The sequence below is a fragment of the Proteinivorax hydrogeniformans genome (genome assembly GCF_040515995.1).
Taxonomy (GTDB): Bacteria; Bacillota; Proteinivoracia; order Proteinivoracales; family Proteinivoracaceae; genus Proteinivorax; species Proteinivorax hydrogeniformans.
This window is the reverse complement of sequence record NZ_CP159485.1, coordinates 696,679-711,416: the sequence shown is the minus strand read 5'-3', so window position 1 is coordinate 711,416 and position 14,738 is coordinate 696,679. Positions and strand designations below refer to the sequence as shown.

The following is a 14,738-nucleotide window of genomic DNA, read 5'->3' as shown; positions in this document are numbered from 1 at the left end:
GAGACAAACACACAAAAAAGACAAAAAACAGCTACTAAAGGTTAGCTGTTTTTTTCTTTCTTTTCTTTTTTACTAAACAAGAAGGTTAGTATACCATAAAAAACTACAAAATAGACAGCTACTACAATAAGCTCTCCTATAATACTTGCAGCACCATCGCTGATTCTAACCCCTCCAGTAGTTAGAGCTTGATATAACGTACCTAATGCAAACAAAACAGAATATTTAATCTTAGATTTTTTTCTTTCTGTTTTTGGCAAATCTGTTATTGAATAAGATAGTCCTGAATACATAGCAAGTACTAAAAGTATCCCCCCCACAGCTAATATTATTATATGTGTGTCTAGCCAGTATTGTCTGTCAAGCTCTAGCACAAAGGCCTTTATTACATTTGAAATAACTAATGTTAAAAGCAAAATGTAAAACCCTATTCTGCCTACATCCTTACTAATCAACTCAATTCTTTCATCGTTTGATTCTTTAAAAAACTCTTTCATGAAAACTGCCCCCTCTTTATAAAATTTTTAACTTTTAAGTATAATCATTCATTCCAAAACAAGTCATCTAATGTCTTGTCTAAAGCTTTGCATATGGAAATGCACAAATTTAAAGTAGGATTATATTTCCCCGACTCAATCATGCCTATAGTTTGCCTTGTAACACCAACTAACTCAGCTAGTTCTTGCTGGGATAGATCCTTTTCTACTCTAGAAAGCTTAAGTTTAATATTTTTGCCCATATTAATCACCACATTTTAGTTTGTAATTATTTACAAACTAATTGTACTCTATAAATGACATAATGTCAACTATATATTGCATAAAGTTTTGTTTACATTGCATTTTGTTGATTATATTTTTTATAAGTTAACTAAAAAAGCAGTGGTCAGCTCTATGCTAACCACTGCTTTTTCACAAAAAACTTCAGACTTGAGACCCCACCTTTTTAACCTCTCCTGTCTCCCCATCTATAATTATCTTTTCTCCGTCTTTTACTTTGTCTAAAAACTTACCACATCCAACTATAGTCGGTATATCCATTTCCCGAGCTACTATGGCTGCGTGGCATACTTCCCCCCCCTGTTCGGTGACAATTGCAGCAATTTTGTCGATTACTAAAAATATATCCGGAGTTGTCATGGTAGCTATAAGAATATCTCCATGCTTAAAATTATCTAGATCTGAGGGTTTACAAAATTTCCTTGCAATACCTGTTAGTTTCCCAGGCACTACCGGGATTCCTTTAGCTAAAATTTTGCTCCCCCCTTTTGATGACCTCTCCTTTTTTTGTGGTATCGCTCTTCTTCCGTCTAGGATTTCTTTAAGCAAAGGACTCCAGTTTTGTAGTTTTTCTACTTCCCTTCTCTTTTTACTTGTATTAACAGCAGGTCAATTTGACTTTTTCTATGGCTTTTGCAGCTGCGTCAATTGTTTTTTGAATACTTCTTCTGTATGTGTAGAGTTTATCATCGTTTACAAATCTCTAGTCGCAATGTCTCCTCGGATAGCTACTCTTCTTATAAATTTCCATAGTTGCTTTTGTTTGCTCATATAATCCTAGTTGTATATATCCAATAACAGCACCTACAATAAAACCGGCTATAGAAAACTCAATTATTACAAGACTAAGTCCTGCAGCTGATAGGACTACAATCCATGGGATAAAGTTATTATCTATTCTTGTATACTTTTTAAGCATATATCCTAGCACCCATACCCCTGCAAAAGTTAAAAGCATGGGGTCATTCATAACCTCTTTTAACAGTTCAATCATTATTTGTAACTCTGAAAGTTCTGGCATAGTGATGCCTCCTTTAATATTTGGATTTACTTAAAAGTAATGAAGCTTTCTTAATAAAATTATATTAACTCATCCTATGGATAATTCAATTAGTCGTTATCTGTAATACTCTTCTAAATTTTAATTGGTTAGCATCCTGTTAAAATAATAAAAAAAAGCAAGCAGAAATGAAAGTTTCTGCTTGCCTAGTAGATATTATGTTCTTATAAGTGAACTACCCACCACTTACTACCCTTGCGGGTTGCTTGAAGCGGGGGCTTCTTGGGTAATCGCCACTTCTTATAGGAATAAGAAAAGTACTTGAGACATTATAGCCACAAAAATAAGAGCAAAAGGGTACGCTGCTGCATAAACAATCGCCGGATCTTCCGATTTTACTAAGCCGTTTAACGCCCCAAGTCCTGGAGTGCTTGTCATACCCCCACATAGAGCACCGAAGCAGTGTACTATGTTGAGCTTGAACACCTTTGTGCCTAATATAAAACCACCTAACAGAGGGACAGTTGTAATAATAGCTCCCGCTAACAAAACGTTAACTCCCTCCTGCTGTATAACCTCCACAACTCCTGCTCCTGCTGTGGTGCCTGCACCTGCAAGAAATAAAGCAAGTCCTATATCTCCGAGCACCTGATTAGAAGGCTTAAAAAACCTAGCCCTTATAGGACCGATTTTGCCAAAATGACCTATGATAAGAGCTGCAAATAACGGTCCTCCGGCAGTTCCTAAATTTATAGTTCCGAGGCTCGGAATGTAAATGGGCATCACACCAATTACAATCCCCATTAGTAAAATCAAACTAAAAGAAAATAGATGGATATTAGTTACCTTTAGTTTTCTGCGGCTAAAAAAACGTTCCGTTTCATTTAGCCTAGTTTCACAACCTACCACCGTTAAAATGTCCCCTTGATCTAAACGCCAATTAGGACTTTGATTAAACTCAAACCCACTTCGTTCAATTCTAGTCACAGTAGTTCCGTACTCATTTCTCAAATCCAGTTCTCGTAAGCTCTTGCCAGCAAAATCCTCAGATTCAACTGTAATTCTGCGGAAGGTTATGTTGTCATGATTGCTCAGCTTTGTGGGAATCTCTTTTCCTATTTTTTCGCAAAGGAGCTTTAAGTCTTCTTTTGTCCCCACTGCCACAAGATAATCACCTTTTAATATTACGGTATCACTTAAGCCAACGATAGTCCTGTTCCCACGAATAACTCTACTTAAAACAATAGATGCTCCTTTGTTCAAATGCAGTTCTTTTAACGTCCTTTTATGGAGAGAGTCTTTAGTTACTTCAATTGTCATAACAGTTGGTGTCAAACTACGTTTAATCGGGCTTGCCTTAACTTTTAGCTCCTGCGTAAGGTCAACTTTCATTATCTTTGGGTACAGTTGTACAAATAAAACAACCGCTAACACCCCAAACGGATAAGCGATTCCATACCCAACAGAGGCAGTGGGATCACCGGTTGCCTCAAGAGCTGCAGCAAGACCCGGAGTACTTGTAAGTGCTCCCGTCATAATTCCTATACCAAGTGCAGGCGGAATATCCATAATAGTTGCTGTAATAAAAGTTGTTATGCCAGCTATAGCGATAACCAACACACTTATGATAGCAAAAACAACTCCAGATGTGCGAATCATTCTAAAAAAGCGTGGTCCTGCCTGTAAACCCACTGTCACAATAAATAAACTCAGTCCAAAACTTTGTATAACAGGGCTTATTTCATAGCCAAAATGCCCAAACACCATCGCTACAAACAATACAGCACTAGAGCCAAGTCCTACACCCTTAATGGACCATTGGCCGATAAAGGTGCCTATAACAATAATTAAAAACAACAGAAATAATGGATCCTCTAACAATTCAATTATAGCAATCACTCCTAAGAAGTCCTTTTTATTATAGCTGTCTTTTGCTAACTGTGTAAATTTTCACCACTATTTTCTATTATACCATTTATTATTTGTTCAACAAGGTCAAGATTACAGAAAGTTGTTTCTCATTTAACCCCTCCAACGATATTTTATCGGTTGAAAAGTAACCTCTGTATGGTTAAGACTAGTAACTCTAATAACTACATAGAAAAACAACCTAGTAACTCAGTACTAGATTGTTCTTAATATCAGTGGCCTAACATTTATAAAAGGTAAATAAATCAACTAGGCGATTTTTTAATGTTTACTTTTTAAAAATTTCCCGAAAAATATCCTCTTCTTTTACCTGAAGTGATATATATATATCATTAAACCGCAATGCAAAAAAAGGCCCATCTATTTCTGCAATATAACGATTTCCAGATATTTCAGTCACCCAGTTGGCCTCATCTAAAGGATAGCTTTCAGATAGCTTATATATTTTTTGCGAAAAGAGTATATCCTCTTCTTTAAAAAAGCTAATTTCATATTCTAGCTTTAATTGTTCTTTATTAGGTTTTGCTGTTGAGTTATATACAAATGAAGAAAATTTGTCATAGACTAAACTAAACTCAGGATCACCTTCTGTTAATATCGTAGGCTCATCCCTAAAGTTATTGATTTCTATACGCTCAATTTTGCTATAATCATCTAGAATATCTACCCATACTCTACTTGTGTCAGTAACGCTACTATATAGCTGTATTAGCAGTATAATAACAAATAAAAAGAGAATAAACCCTTTTAAAAATTTTTTTCTTTCTTCGGACTTTTCAATTTTATCCACCTTTTTCTTACCCCCTGCTGTAAGTATTTTTTAGATTCGGATAACCTATTAGTTACTCCATTCGATAAACCTTTTGTTAACCCTTTAATTACTTAACTTTATACACCGAAATCCACAAAAGACAAGGACAGCATTTGTGCAATCTTTGTATTTTGGATTGTTATAAAACTTTAAGCATATGGAATAAAAAAAGGCACCTTTGCCCTCATCTTTTAATACGTACTTGAGTTTTATCGCTCTAATACATAAAAACCCCAAAAAGCTAATTACTTCTTGGGATTTTGATTAGTTATTTATGGCATTTTTTTAATAGATACTCTTAAATTAAACAGTAATTTATAATGATAAATACTTAGTAGGCAGAGGAGGCTCAACGTGCTCTATATCTTCACTGTCTGTAATAATGATACTACCATCGTTTTTTATTTCAACTTCATAGCCTTCAAGTCTCTTTGCATCTTTGACTAAATAGTCCATCAAAGGATTAGCAGTTTCACCTATATAATGTTTTCCCAAAGCTTCCTCTATTCCAACTTCTAGAATGTACAGCTGCGCCTTTGTCCATAAAACGTTAACATTTTCGTCTTTACGCATGGAGTCTCCTTGATTTAACAAACTTGTGGCTATAAGCATACCGACAACAATAATAATAACTACTAATTTTACGTTTATAAATTGTTCATTAACTTTTGGGGGTGTTTCTGAAGATTTCATAATTAGCTCTCTCCTCTCTCAAATAACCTTTAAGAACAGTTTTAAAGTATCTTAAGGGGTTATTGGTAGGGGGCTAACTTGAAATTTCAAGTTAGCCCCCCCCTTTTCGTTTCTTAAATCTCACCCTCAAAACATGACATACTCGTAACCAGACAGCTTAAAAGTAAGTTTTTTGTAGCAACCTCTTCCCCTGTCTTTATAACTATTGAGCAGAAATTTTAGGGTTCGACAACTACATCTTTACTATAGGGTATTTTTTCATTTGTAGACTGGGCTATTGCTTCCCCGTTTACAGTTTTTTCAATAGTAGGATATCCCTGACTACTATATTCGGAAACTTGACCATGATAGTGTTCTGTACCGTCACATAGTATTATATATACATCGGCACTTATGTGATACTCTGTAATTGTCCACCACCACCATCCCCTTGTTTCAGTCCATGTTTGGATATCACGGATTTCGTGACCTATAACCTCTACTTCGGGATCAGGGTCTGGAGTTGTGTCTCCATAAGCCTGAGCTACAGCGGCATAAGCATCAACAATACCGTGTCCATACTGATAAAATGATCCTGCTTGTTGAGCTGTATTATTTAATATATTGATTACTTCATTCGTAGAAAGACTTGAGTCAACCGAACGGACTAAGCTTGCTACCCCTGCTACATGAGGAGCCGCCATAGAAGTTCCGCTAAACGTGTTATATCTATTGTTTGGAGTGGTGCTGTATATGTTCCTGCCTGGAGCAACTAAGTCAAGTCCATCCCCGTAATTTGAAAAACTAGATCTATTTCCGTTAGAGTCAACTGAGCCAACAGCCATAACAGAGTCATAGTTCGCAGGATAAGAGATACTTGATCTGCCGTTATTTCCGCTAGCAGCTATCGGTATCGTGCCAGCTTCCGCTGCAGCTTCACATGCGTTATTCATACTTTGAGAAAAACCTCCACCACCTAAAGACATGTTTATTATATCTGCTCCAATATCCGTTGCATAAGTTATCCCATTTATTATATTAAAAAGTGAGCCGCTGCCATCATCCCCCAATACCTTTACTGGTATTAAAGTTACATTGTAAGCTACACCTGTAACTTTATTATAGCTTGCAACAGTTCCTGCCACATGTGTTCCATGTCCCTGCCTATCCATAAAGTCACTTTGATTACTGGTTGTATAATTTTTCCCTAGGTTAGTATCTACAAGGTTTCTTAGGCTTTCATGGTTATAATCTATACCCGTATCCAAAATGGCAACTGTTACATCTTGTGAACCAACTGTAAACTCACTCCAAGTTTGTGGGGCATTTATCATTTCATAATGCCATTGTTGATTCGGATGCATATCGTCATGAGGGGTACCCAGTGCATACAATTTATAGTTAGGTTCTATATACTCAACATCAACGCCTTGTTTAGCAAGCTGCTTTTCTAAAGCTTTAGATGCTTTAGACATAGAATCATAACGCTCACTATAGTCAACTAAGTATACAAAACCCATTGACTGCGTTAATCTTTCAAGTTTATTGTCATCAAAGTTACGTATGGTAATACCACTTTCACCTTGCTCACCTAAAATCGAACCTTTGACCTTAAACCCGCTTTTTTCGATTGCCTTTACATGCTTAGAAAGCTCCTCTTGTGCTTTCTGGGCTCTTAAGCCAGTGTTTTTTGAGATCGTAACGATCATTTCTCCTTCTATTATTTCTATCTTTTCATTATTAACGTAAGAGTTATCATCTTCATTAGCTAAGGCAGCTCCAGCAAACGTAGTCAAGGTTAAAATTAAAATTAACATTACCGACAAACGTTTTCTCATAGTAAAACTCCTTTTTTTTTTCGCTAACTTTTAGTTAACTCTCTCTAGCTACACCAAGGATATTAGATTTAAATTACCCCTCCTTTCCTAAAATTTCCACTTAGCTATAAAGTAAATTCTACATTTTGCTGGCGAATAAATTCTCTAGGAACATCTTCTTCACCAGCTAGGGCGACAGTTGGAGCTAAAACTATTGATAAAACTATTGCTAAAATTATACCACTTACAAATAACCTTTTTTTCATTTAACTCCCCTCCCTTTCCTATATTTGCTTATAATTATACAGTATAAAATAGTCATAAAATCCAGAACTTTTTCTGGATTTAGCGTTTTAACGCGTTAAATAGTTAGTTTGAGTAAACTTATAAATAGCTTCATAATAAGTCCCAAGTGTCAATTTGCTTTTTTTTCCTGTTGGTATACAATAATTAAAAACTATAATCCTTTTCAAGGATGGGGGGGATTAGTTTGTTTGTTAAATATGAGTTGGAGGGTGTAAATGGTAAACTAAAATGGAGAGATTTTGGCAAATAAAAACGGAGAATTTTTTCCAGTTATCTACCAAAAAAATACCCCCTCTGATAAAATTAAAGAGTTAATTTATCAGAGGAGGTATGAGAATTGAAGAGGTGGGATATGTTTGCCAAAATTAAAGAAAATAGGTCTAGGGGATTAAATAAATCCCAAGTTGCAAGGCTACTAGAGATTGACTACAAGACCGTATCAAAGTACTGGGATATGGAGTTTGATGAGTTTTCAGAGCTCCATAAAACAGCTCAATCACGGAGAAAGAAGGTGGATAAATACGAAAAGCAAATTTTAGAATGGATTAAAGAATACCGAGATATGTCAGCTGCTCAAATTTACGACTGGCTTTTAGAAAAACATGATGAGCTAGATTTTAAGGAAAGAACTCTAAGGCTCTATGTAAATAAACTTAGAAAAGAGTATGATTTACCTAAAGTGACGTCAGTTAGGCAATATGAAGAAATAGAAGATCTGCCTATGGGGTATCAAGCTCAAGTTGATTTAGGAGAGATCTGGCTTGAGACACACGATAATAAAAGAGTAAAAGTATATTGTTTTGGAATGGTTTTATCACATTCAAGATACAAGTTTGTATGGTGGTCGGACAAGCCATTTACAACATCAACCTTTATCAAAGCCCACAACAAAGCTTTCGAGTACTTTGGCGGCAGACCTAAAGAGATAGTTTATGATCAAGATAAAGTACTAGTAGTTTCTGAAAACAATGGAGATATATTATACACCGAAGGATTTCAAAACTATCTTAACTCTCTTAAGTTTAAAGTGTACCTTTGCAGAAAGGCTGATCCTGAAAGCAAAGGCAAAGTAGAAGCTGTAGTAAAGTATGCCAAGAATAACTTCGCTAAACATAGAAAGTTTGTAGATATTGAATCCTTTAATGATGATAGTCTAAAATGGCTAGAAAGAACCGGCAATAAAAAAGTCCATGAAACAACAAAGAAGGCACCGGCAGAAGTGTTTGCTCTGGAAAAGGAACACTTAATGCCAATACCTACCCTCTTTGCTGAATCCACTGATACTAAAATTTTAACCTATCTAGTAAGAAAAAACAATACAGTATTTTACAAACAAAACAGATATCAAGTACCCATAGGGACTTACTCACCAGGTAAAGAAGTGGGTTTATCAGTTAAAAAAGATTGTCTTGACATCATTGATAAAGATACTAATGAATTAATTATCACACATAAAATTGCTAATGGAAAAGGCCAGTTAGTAACACTAGGCCACCCAGATAGGCAAAAAACAAGAAAGTACAGTTACGACGAAATGCGTGAGAAAGTTTTAAAGAGTTTAGGTGAAACTGATAAGGCAATAACATTTATTGATATCATTAGGGCTGAAAAATCTAGATACTTTAAAGATCAATCTAACCTAATAATTAAAACAGTGACATCTGAAAACCCGTCGCTTGTACAAAAAGCTATTGATTACTGCGTTGAAAGAAAACTCTACAGCGCTGGTATGCTTAAAGATACAATCCAATACTTTAAGGAGGAAGAAAAACGACAACTTAATAAAAAGTACTTTAAGGCAGACATTTCTACCCCTTCAAAGTATCAGGATTTAAAGCCTGAAATAAGAAGTATAGAAGAATATACTAATTCTTTGAAAGGGGATAATCATAGTGGAGAAATTGGAGCTAATTAAAGAAAATGCTAAAAAATTAAAGCTTGACTACTTAGATACAAACGCTTCTAAAGTCGTTCAAGATGCAGATGGAAAAAGCATTTCTTATCAGCAATTTTTGTTAAACATACTTGAAGAAGAAATGAAATTAAAAGAAGAGAAAGCACAGGCAAGAAGGCTAAAAAACGCTGGTTTTCCTACGCTTAAAACTATAGAGGATTTTGATTTAGATTTTCAAAAGTCGATAACTCAAAGGCAAGTTAACAGTTTATCTGAACTGGAATGGATAGACCGTATGTATAATTTAATTTTCCTGGGCCCTCCTGGGGTCGGCAAAACTCACTTAGCCATAGCATTAGGCTACAGGGCTGTTGAGATGGGGTATAAGGTTAGCTTTGTTACTATGAACGACCTTATGCACTGTTTAAAAACCCAAGAGATATCAAGAAAAAGTAAAGGTAAAATAAACAAGGTTTTATCATCTAGCTTACTAATAATCGATGAATTAGGCTACTTGCCGATATCTAGAGAAGAGTCTAACTTGTTTTTCCAACTTATAACGGCACTTCATGAACAAGCATCACTTATTATTACCTCAAATAAGGGGCTAGAAGATTGGACAGAACTACTAGGTGACCCAGCTTTAACTACAGCTGTTTTAGATAGAATCACCCATAGATGCGAGTTATTTAACATGTCAGGTAAAAGTTATAGATTAGCACACAGAGAATCATTTTTTGGAGAAAAACCTAAAGAGGAGCTGGAAAAAGATTAGGGAAAATTATTTGCCAAAATTTCTCCAATTCTACTTGCCAGTTACAGAGGGATTTGGAAATGAGTTGAGAAAAATTAGAAAGAATCTAGGTTATAGTCAACTTGATGTTAAAGAGATTGGTTCCATTAGCGCTGATACTCTTCGTAGGATTGAATCAGGAAAAGTTATACCACGTTATGATACATTGGAGTTATTATCAATTGTCTATAAGCAAGACTTGCTGGAAGTACTAAAAAAATACAGACAAGAAAAACTTCTATTCGAATATCATGATGACTTGGATTATATAATAACTTCAACTGATAAACATGAAATTATCAAATTACAAGAATGCATTGAAGCAAGAATTAAGTCCATAGACTATAACACAGTACTTAACCCCAAAGAGATAGACCAATTTTTAGCTTTTATAAAAGCATTTAAAGTGCACAACACTGGACATTCGACAGAAATTAAAATTGTAAAAGTAAATTTGATTAACAAGCTTAGGCTTACGATACCAAGTTTTAATATAAAAAAATTCGACACTTTCAATTATTGTTATATCGAATACAGAATTTTACTATTGTTAAGCTTACTCATAGCAAAAGAAGACGATTTTACCCAAAGCAATAAAATTTTATATTTCATTTTAAGTCAATTGTTAGATGATAAATTTAAGACAAAGTACATTGAGTCTCTAATAGCAAAAGTGTACTCAAACATCGCCTATAATTATCACATGCTAGATAAGCATCAAAAAGTTATTGAGGTTTGCTGTAAAGGAATTAACTACTGTCTAGATAAAGATGTTTTCCGTCCTCTTTACCTTTTGTACTACAGACAAGGGATAGCGCAGTTTCACCAAGGAGCAAGGGAATATCAAGCTTCTATAGAAAATTCCTTTTATCTTTTAAAAACTACCCAAAACAACACTTTACTAAAAAAATATGTAAAAGCGTCTAAAGATAAGTACGGTATAGTAATCCCTGGTTTTTAAAACACATCTAAATATAAGAAGGCATTTAGTAACCACTAGCTAGGCAATGGAATTCTAATAATAGCAGGGCTACTGACCTGCATATACCCTGAAAGCAAAAAAACTTCTAATATTTCCTCCTCAATTTTCCGTCTCAAATAACAATCATCAAAAAGCAAATCTTGAAAACCATCAGGTAGCATTACTTTTAAATTTCTCAAAGAACCCCTCCTCTCTTCATCACTCTAATTCACTAAAGCGCAGAAGCGAAACATTGCAAATATTTTACACCTAAACTTTTTTTATGTCAATACTTAATCTGTGAAAAAATCTTAATTTTTTCTTATCCTTATAATGTTAGTTACTCCAAGATTGCTTTAAAAGCATTAAATACACGTAAAAGCCTAACATTTAGCTAGGCTTTTACGTGTATTTAGGTTTATTGTTTATTCCTTTTATGACAGAATTTTTAAATCTTACTTTTCGATCCCCTCTCTAGAAATTACTCCCTTATCATAGTAGTGTCTAACTTTCTTCATTTCTGTTATCAAATCTGCTCGATCAGCAATAGCTTTAGGTGCATTACGGCCAGTTAAAATAACTTCCATATTCTCATCTTTTTTGTCAAGAAAATCACAGACCTGCTGCTCTGATATCAAACCATTATATAAAGCAGCCATTATTTCATCTAGGATTAACACATCACAAGGGTGAGAGTTGAGATATTCTAAAAACTCACTCCACTGGATTTGAGTCTTTTTTTTAAGTTCTATTTGCTCCGATTTAGGTAGTGTCCAAAACAAACCATTCGCCTCTGCTATGGGGTAAAGGGTGAAATTATCATGTCTTTTTATACTTTCTTCTTCGCCGGTGTGCATTCCCTTTAAGAATTGTAGCATCTTAACCTTAAGTCCCCTACCTGCAGCTCTAAAACCTAAGCCCAGTGCTGCAGTAGTCTTTCCTTTGCCATCACCTGTGTAAATCTGAATATATGTTTTTTTCATTTCAATTATCACTCGCTTTTCCTATGGGTATTATGTGGGGCTTTTTCGTTATAGGATTTTTTATTATACAGCAATCTGTTTTATATACTTTTTGAATGGCTTCCTTTGTAATTACATCTTCAACAGTACCTATAGACTGAATTTTCCCTTCGTTAATTAACACTAAGAAATCGCTATACTGAGATGCCATATTAATATCATGAAGCACAGCTATTACTGTTAAATTCTCTTTTCTACATAGATAAGATACTGTCTCTAAAAGCTCCACTTGATGGTGGATGTCTAAGTGAGAGATTGGCTCATCTAAAAGAAGAACCTCAGTTTGTTGAACGATAGCCCTGGCAACGATCACTCTTTGCCTTTCTCCGCCACTTAGTGTTTTAATTGACTTGTCTTTAAATTGCCATGTATTAGTCATTTCCATAGCTCGTTTTGCTAGCGCTAGATCTTTTTCACTTTCAACTTGAAACCTCTTCAGGTAAGGAGCTCTACCCATCATAACTATATCTAATGTGGAAAAATCAAAGTCGACGGTAGTCTCTTGTGGCACAGCTGCCACCTTTTTAGCCATGTCTTTGGCCGACAATACAGATACATCTGTATCGCTAATAAAAATTGAGTTAGCCTGCGGCTGTAGTATCTTCAACATATTCTTTAGTAATGTTGTTTTACCTGAGCCATTAGGTCCTAAAATGCTATAAAAATTTCCCTTTTCCACTTTAAAAGTAAGACCATCTAAAATAGTTGTGTCACCATACTTCCAATGTAAATTCTCCACTGTTATATCAGACATCAGTACATCACCTTCTTTTTTGTCCTATACAACAAGTAAATAAAATAAGGCGAGCCAAAAATAGCAGTAACTGCTCCAACGGGGATCTCTGTAGGTGGAATAGCTATTCTTGCTATAGTGTCGGATAATATTAAAAAAATTGCCCCACCTAAAGCAGAAAACGGAATAAGCACCCTATGATCCGGCCCGACAAGCATTCTGATGCCATGGGGAATAATCAGTCCTACAAAACCAATAATTCCACTTACTGATACCGCAAAAGCTATGATGATTGATGACAGTACCAGCAGAACTTTTTTAGTCTTTTCTATGTCCACTCCCAGACTTTTTGCTGAGTCATCCCCTACCATAATAAGGTTTAAATCCTTTGCATAGAAAAAAATAATCGCGGTACCGATTAACGCAACTGGTAAAAGTGTAAAAACGTGTTGCCAACTAGCTGCTGCCACACTTCCCATCACCCAAAAAACAATACTTTCAATTTTGTCACGATTAAATATCATCATAACCGATATTACCGAAGAAAGCATGGCGCTTACAGCTATACCAGCAAGAAGCAATGTTACTATCGGCACTTTATTTCCTACCCTTGCAATATTATAGACCATTAAAACCGTACCGCCTGCACCACAAAAAGCTAACAAATTTATAAGCCCTAGGCCTAGTACTGTTCTTTCCACACCTATTACTATGGCAATAGTAGCCCCCAAAGCCGCCCCTGATGACACTCCAACTACATATGGGTCAGCCATGGGGTTTTTAAACATTCCTTGAAAAGTCGCTCCTACCACAGAAAGACTCATTCCCACAAGACCAGCAAGGAATATACGTGGTAGTCTGATTTGCCATATAATAGTCCTGTAAGTATCTGGTATTGATTCATCGAAAAAGTACCTGTCTAATAAAGGTACTCTTTCGATGATAATTTTTAAACTTTCTCCAAAAGAAATATTTGCAACACCTAAAGTGCTTACATATACCGCTAATAAAAATAAAACAATCAGTGCCCCAAAAAATAATGTTTTATAATACTTTATCTTTTCGATAAAACTCATCGGTTTTAAAAAGCTTCTGGGTGGATTAGTTTTGCTAACTCTTTTAATCCTTGTGCAATTCTAGGACCCTGTCTATCTAAAAGATTGTTATCTATTTCAAAGACATTCCCTTGTTGCACAGCTGTTAAATCTTTATACCCATTAGCTTCCATAATCCCCGCTTTAACATCGTTATACTTAGATACTATTAACATATCTGGGTCTTGTTCAACAAGTCTTTCTAAACTATATCCCCAGCCTTCTACATCACTGGCAACATTTTCAGCAGATGTCATTTCAATCATGTCATTGATAAAAGTATCTCCTCCAGCTGTAAAGTCGCCAAACTCTCCATAACCAACTACATAGTAAACTCTTGGTTTAGGTAAGTTTTTTGTTGCTTCTTTTACTTCATCAATTGTTTTCTTCATGCCCCCTACTAATTCAGCTGCCTCTTTGTTAGCATCTAATATTTTACCTAGTTGGGATATAACATCATATACTCCCTCAAAGCTATCTTGAGGATCTAAAAGCACTACTTCAATTCCAAGGTTATTTAACTTGTTATATACGTCTTCACTAAAGTGAGTGGAAGCTATTACAAAATCTGGCTCTAGTTCAACAATTTTTTCAATATTAGGCTCCTGTAAACTTCCAATTGAGGCGACTTCACTAACATCTTGTGGGTAGTCACAAAAATCCGTTCTGCCAACTAGATACTCTTCTTTATTTAAAGCAAAAATAGTTTCTGTTATACTAGGCGCCACCGAAATTACTCGGGCTGGCTTTTCTTCAAATGTTATCTCATTATCGTATGAGTCTACTAATGTAAGTGGGTACTCAGTGCCTTTAACCTCTTTAACTTGCTCATTATCAACCGGCTCATTAGTACCGCATCCAACTAAAACAAACCCTACCAAACTCAAAATTATCATCATACTTATAATCTTTTTGTTCATTTCTCCA

The 14,738-nt window shown here is 35.3% G+C and carries 17 protein-coding genes; 3 read left to right on the top strand and 14 right to left on the bottom strand.

The genetic code is table 11. The features are described from left to right. Positions 1–41: 41 nt before the first annotated feature. The 9 genes from PRVXH_RS03390 to PRVXH_RS03350 all read right to left on the bottom strand — a co-directional run bounded on the left by PRVXH_RS03390 (position 42) and on the right by PRVXH_RS03350 (position 7,274). The gene (locus PRVXH_RS03390; protein ID WP_353893906.1) at positions 42–497 is read right to left on the bottom strand and encodes a DUF6773 family protein; all 456 of its coding nucleotides are present in this window, start codon (positions 495–497) and stop codon (positions 42–44) included. A gap of 44 nt (positions 498–541) precedes the next feature. After that, positions 542–739 (bottom strand): helix-turn-helix transcriptional regulator, encoded by a 198-nt coding sequence (locus tag PRVXH_RS03385; protein ID WP_353893905.1) that lies wholly within the window; start codon positions 737–739, stop codon positions 542–544. A gap of 184 nt (positions 740–923) precedes the next feature. Continuing rightward, positions 924–1,328 carry a PEP-utilizing enzyme gene (locus tag PRVXH_RS03380; RefSeq protein ID WP_353893904.1) on the bottom strand — a complete coding sequence of 135 codons (405 nt, stop codon included), beginning with the start codon at positions 1,326–1,328 and terminating at the stop codon, positions 924–926. Between the two features lie 154 nt (positions 1,329–1,482). Continuing rightward, positions 1,483–1,800 (bottom strand): phage holin family protein, encoded by a 318-nt coding sequence (locus tag PRVXH_RS03375; protein WP_353893903.1) that lies wholly within the window; start codon positions 1,798–1,800, stop codon positions 1,483–1,485. Between the two features lie 279 nt (positions 1,801–2,079). Then, positions 2,080–3,678, bottom strand: coding sequence for a TrkA C-terminal domain-containing protein (locus PRVXH_RS03370; protein WP_353893902.1), 1,599 nt, complete (start codon positions 3,676–3,678; stop codon positions 2,080–2,082). A 298-nt stretch (positions 3,679–3,976) separates the two neighbouring features. Beyond that, positions 3,977–4,498: a hypothetical protein gene (locus PRVXH_RS03365; RefSeq protein ID WP_353893901.1), complete on the bottom strand. Its 522-nt coding sequence runs from the start codon at positions 4,496–4,498 to the stop codon at positions 3,977–3,979. A 336-nt stretch (positions 4,499–4,834) separates the two neighbouring features. Next, entirely contained in the window at positions 4,835–5,212 is a 378-nt protein-coding gene (locus PRVXH_RS03360) for a hypothetical protein (RefSeq protein WP_353893900.1), read from the bottom strand. A 218-nt stretch (positions 5,213–5,430) separates the two neighbouring features. Beyond that, entirely contained in the window at positions 5,431–7,029 is a 1,599-nt protein-coding gene (locus PRVXH_RS03355; protein WP_353893899.1) for a S8 family peptidase, read from the bottom strand. Positions 7,030–7,133: 104 nt separating this feature from the next. After that, positions 7,134–7,274 carry a hypothetical protein gene (locus PRVXH_RS03350; protein ID WP_353893898.1) on the bottom strand — a complete coding sequence of 47 codons (141 nt, stop codon included), beginning with the start codon at positions 7,272–7,274 and terminating at the stop codon, positions 7,134–7,136. Positions 7,275–7,651: 377 nt separating this feature from the next. Between PRVXH_RS03350 and istA the strand changes: the two genes are divergently transcribed. From istA to PRVXH_RS03335, 3 genes are all read left to right on the top strand, one after another. Further along, positions 7,652–9,229 (top strand): IS21 family transposase, encoded by a 1,578-nt coding sequence (gene istA / locus PRVXH_RS03345; protein ID WP_353893897.1) that lies wholly within the window; start codon positions 7,652–7,654, stop codon positions 9,227–9,229. Beyond that, on the top strand, positions 9,207–9,983 hold the full coding sequence (istB, locus tag PRVXH_RS03340; protein ID WP_353893896.1) for an IS21-like element helper ATPase IstB: 777 nt from the start codon (positions 9,207–9,209) through the stop codon (positions 9,981–9,983). Before istA ends, istB begins: the two co-directional genes overlap by 23 nt. Positions 9,984–10,047: 64 nt before the next feature. Beyond that, positions 10,048–10,962 carry a helix-turn-helix transcriptional regulator gene (locus PRVXH_RS03335; protein WP_353893895.1) on the top strand — a complete coding sequence of 305 codons (915 nt, stop codon included), beginning with the start codon at positions 10,048–10,050 and terminating at the stop codon, positions 10,960–10,962. Between the two features lie 35 nt (positions 10,963–10,997). Here the strand turns inward: PRVXH_RS03335 and PRVXH_RS03330 are convergent, their stop codons facing one another. The 5 genes from PRVXH_RS03330 to PRVXH_RS03310 all read right to left on the bottom strand — a co-directional run bounded on the left by PRVXH_RS03330 (position 10,998) and on the right by PRVXH_RS03310 (position 14,731). Continuing rightward, a complete protein-coding gene (locus PRVXH_RS03330) occupies positions 10,998–11,162 on the bottom strand; it encodes a hypothetical protein (protein WP_353893894.1) in 165 nt (54 codons plus the stop codon). Between the two features lie 255 nt (positions 11,163–11,417). After that, the gene (locus tag PRVXH_RS03325) at positions 11,418–11,945 is read right to left on the bottom strand and encodes a cob(I)yrinic acid a,c-diamide adenosyltransferase (RefSeq protein ID WP_353893893.1); all 528 of its coding nucleotides are present in this window, start codon (positions 11,943–11,945) and stop codon (positions 11,418–11,420) included. A 1-nt stretch (position 11,946) separates the two neighbouring features. After that, entirely contained in the window at positions 11,947–12,738 is a 792-nt protein-coding gene (locus PRVXH_RS03320) for an ABC transporter ATP-binding protein (protein ID WP_353893892.1), read from the bottom strand. Further along, positions 12,738–13,793, bottom strand: coding sequence for an iron chelate uptake ABC transporter family permease subunit (locus PRVXH_RS03315; protein WP_353893891.1), 1,056 nt, complete (start codon positions 13,791–13,793; stop codon positions 12,738–12,740). The genes PRVXH_RS03320 and PRVXH_RS03315 overlap by 1 nt, the downstream gene beginning before the upstream one ends. A 5-nt stretch (positions 13,794–13,798) precedes the next feature. Continuing rightward, the gene (locus tag PRVXH_RS03310; protein WP_353893890.1) at positions 13,799–14,731 is read right to left on the bottom strand and encodes an ABC transporter substrate-binding protein; all 933 of its coding nucleotides are present in this window, start codon (positions 14,729–14,731) and stop codon (positions 13,799–13,801) included. Positions 14,732–14,738: the final 7 nt, after the last annotated feature.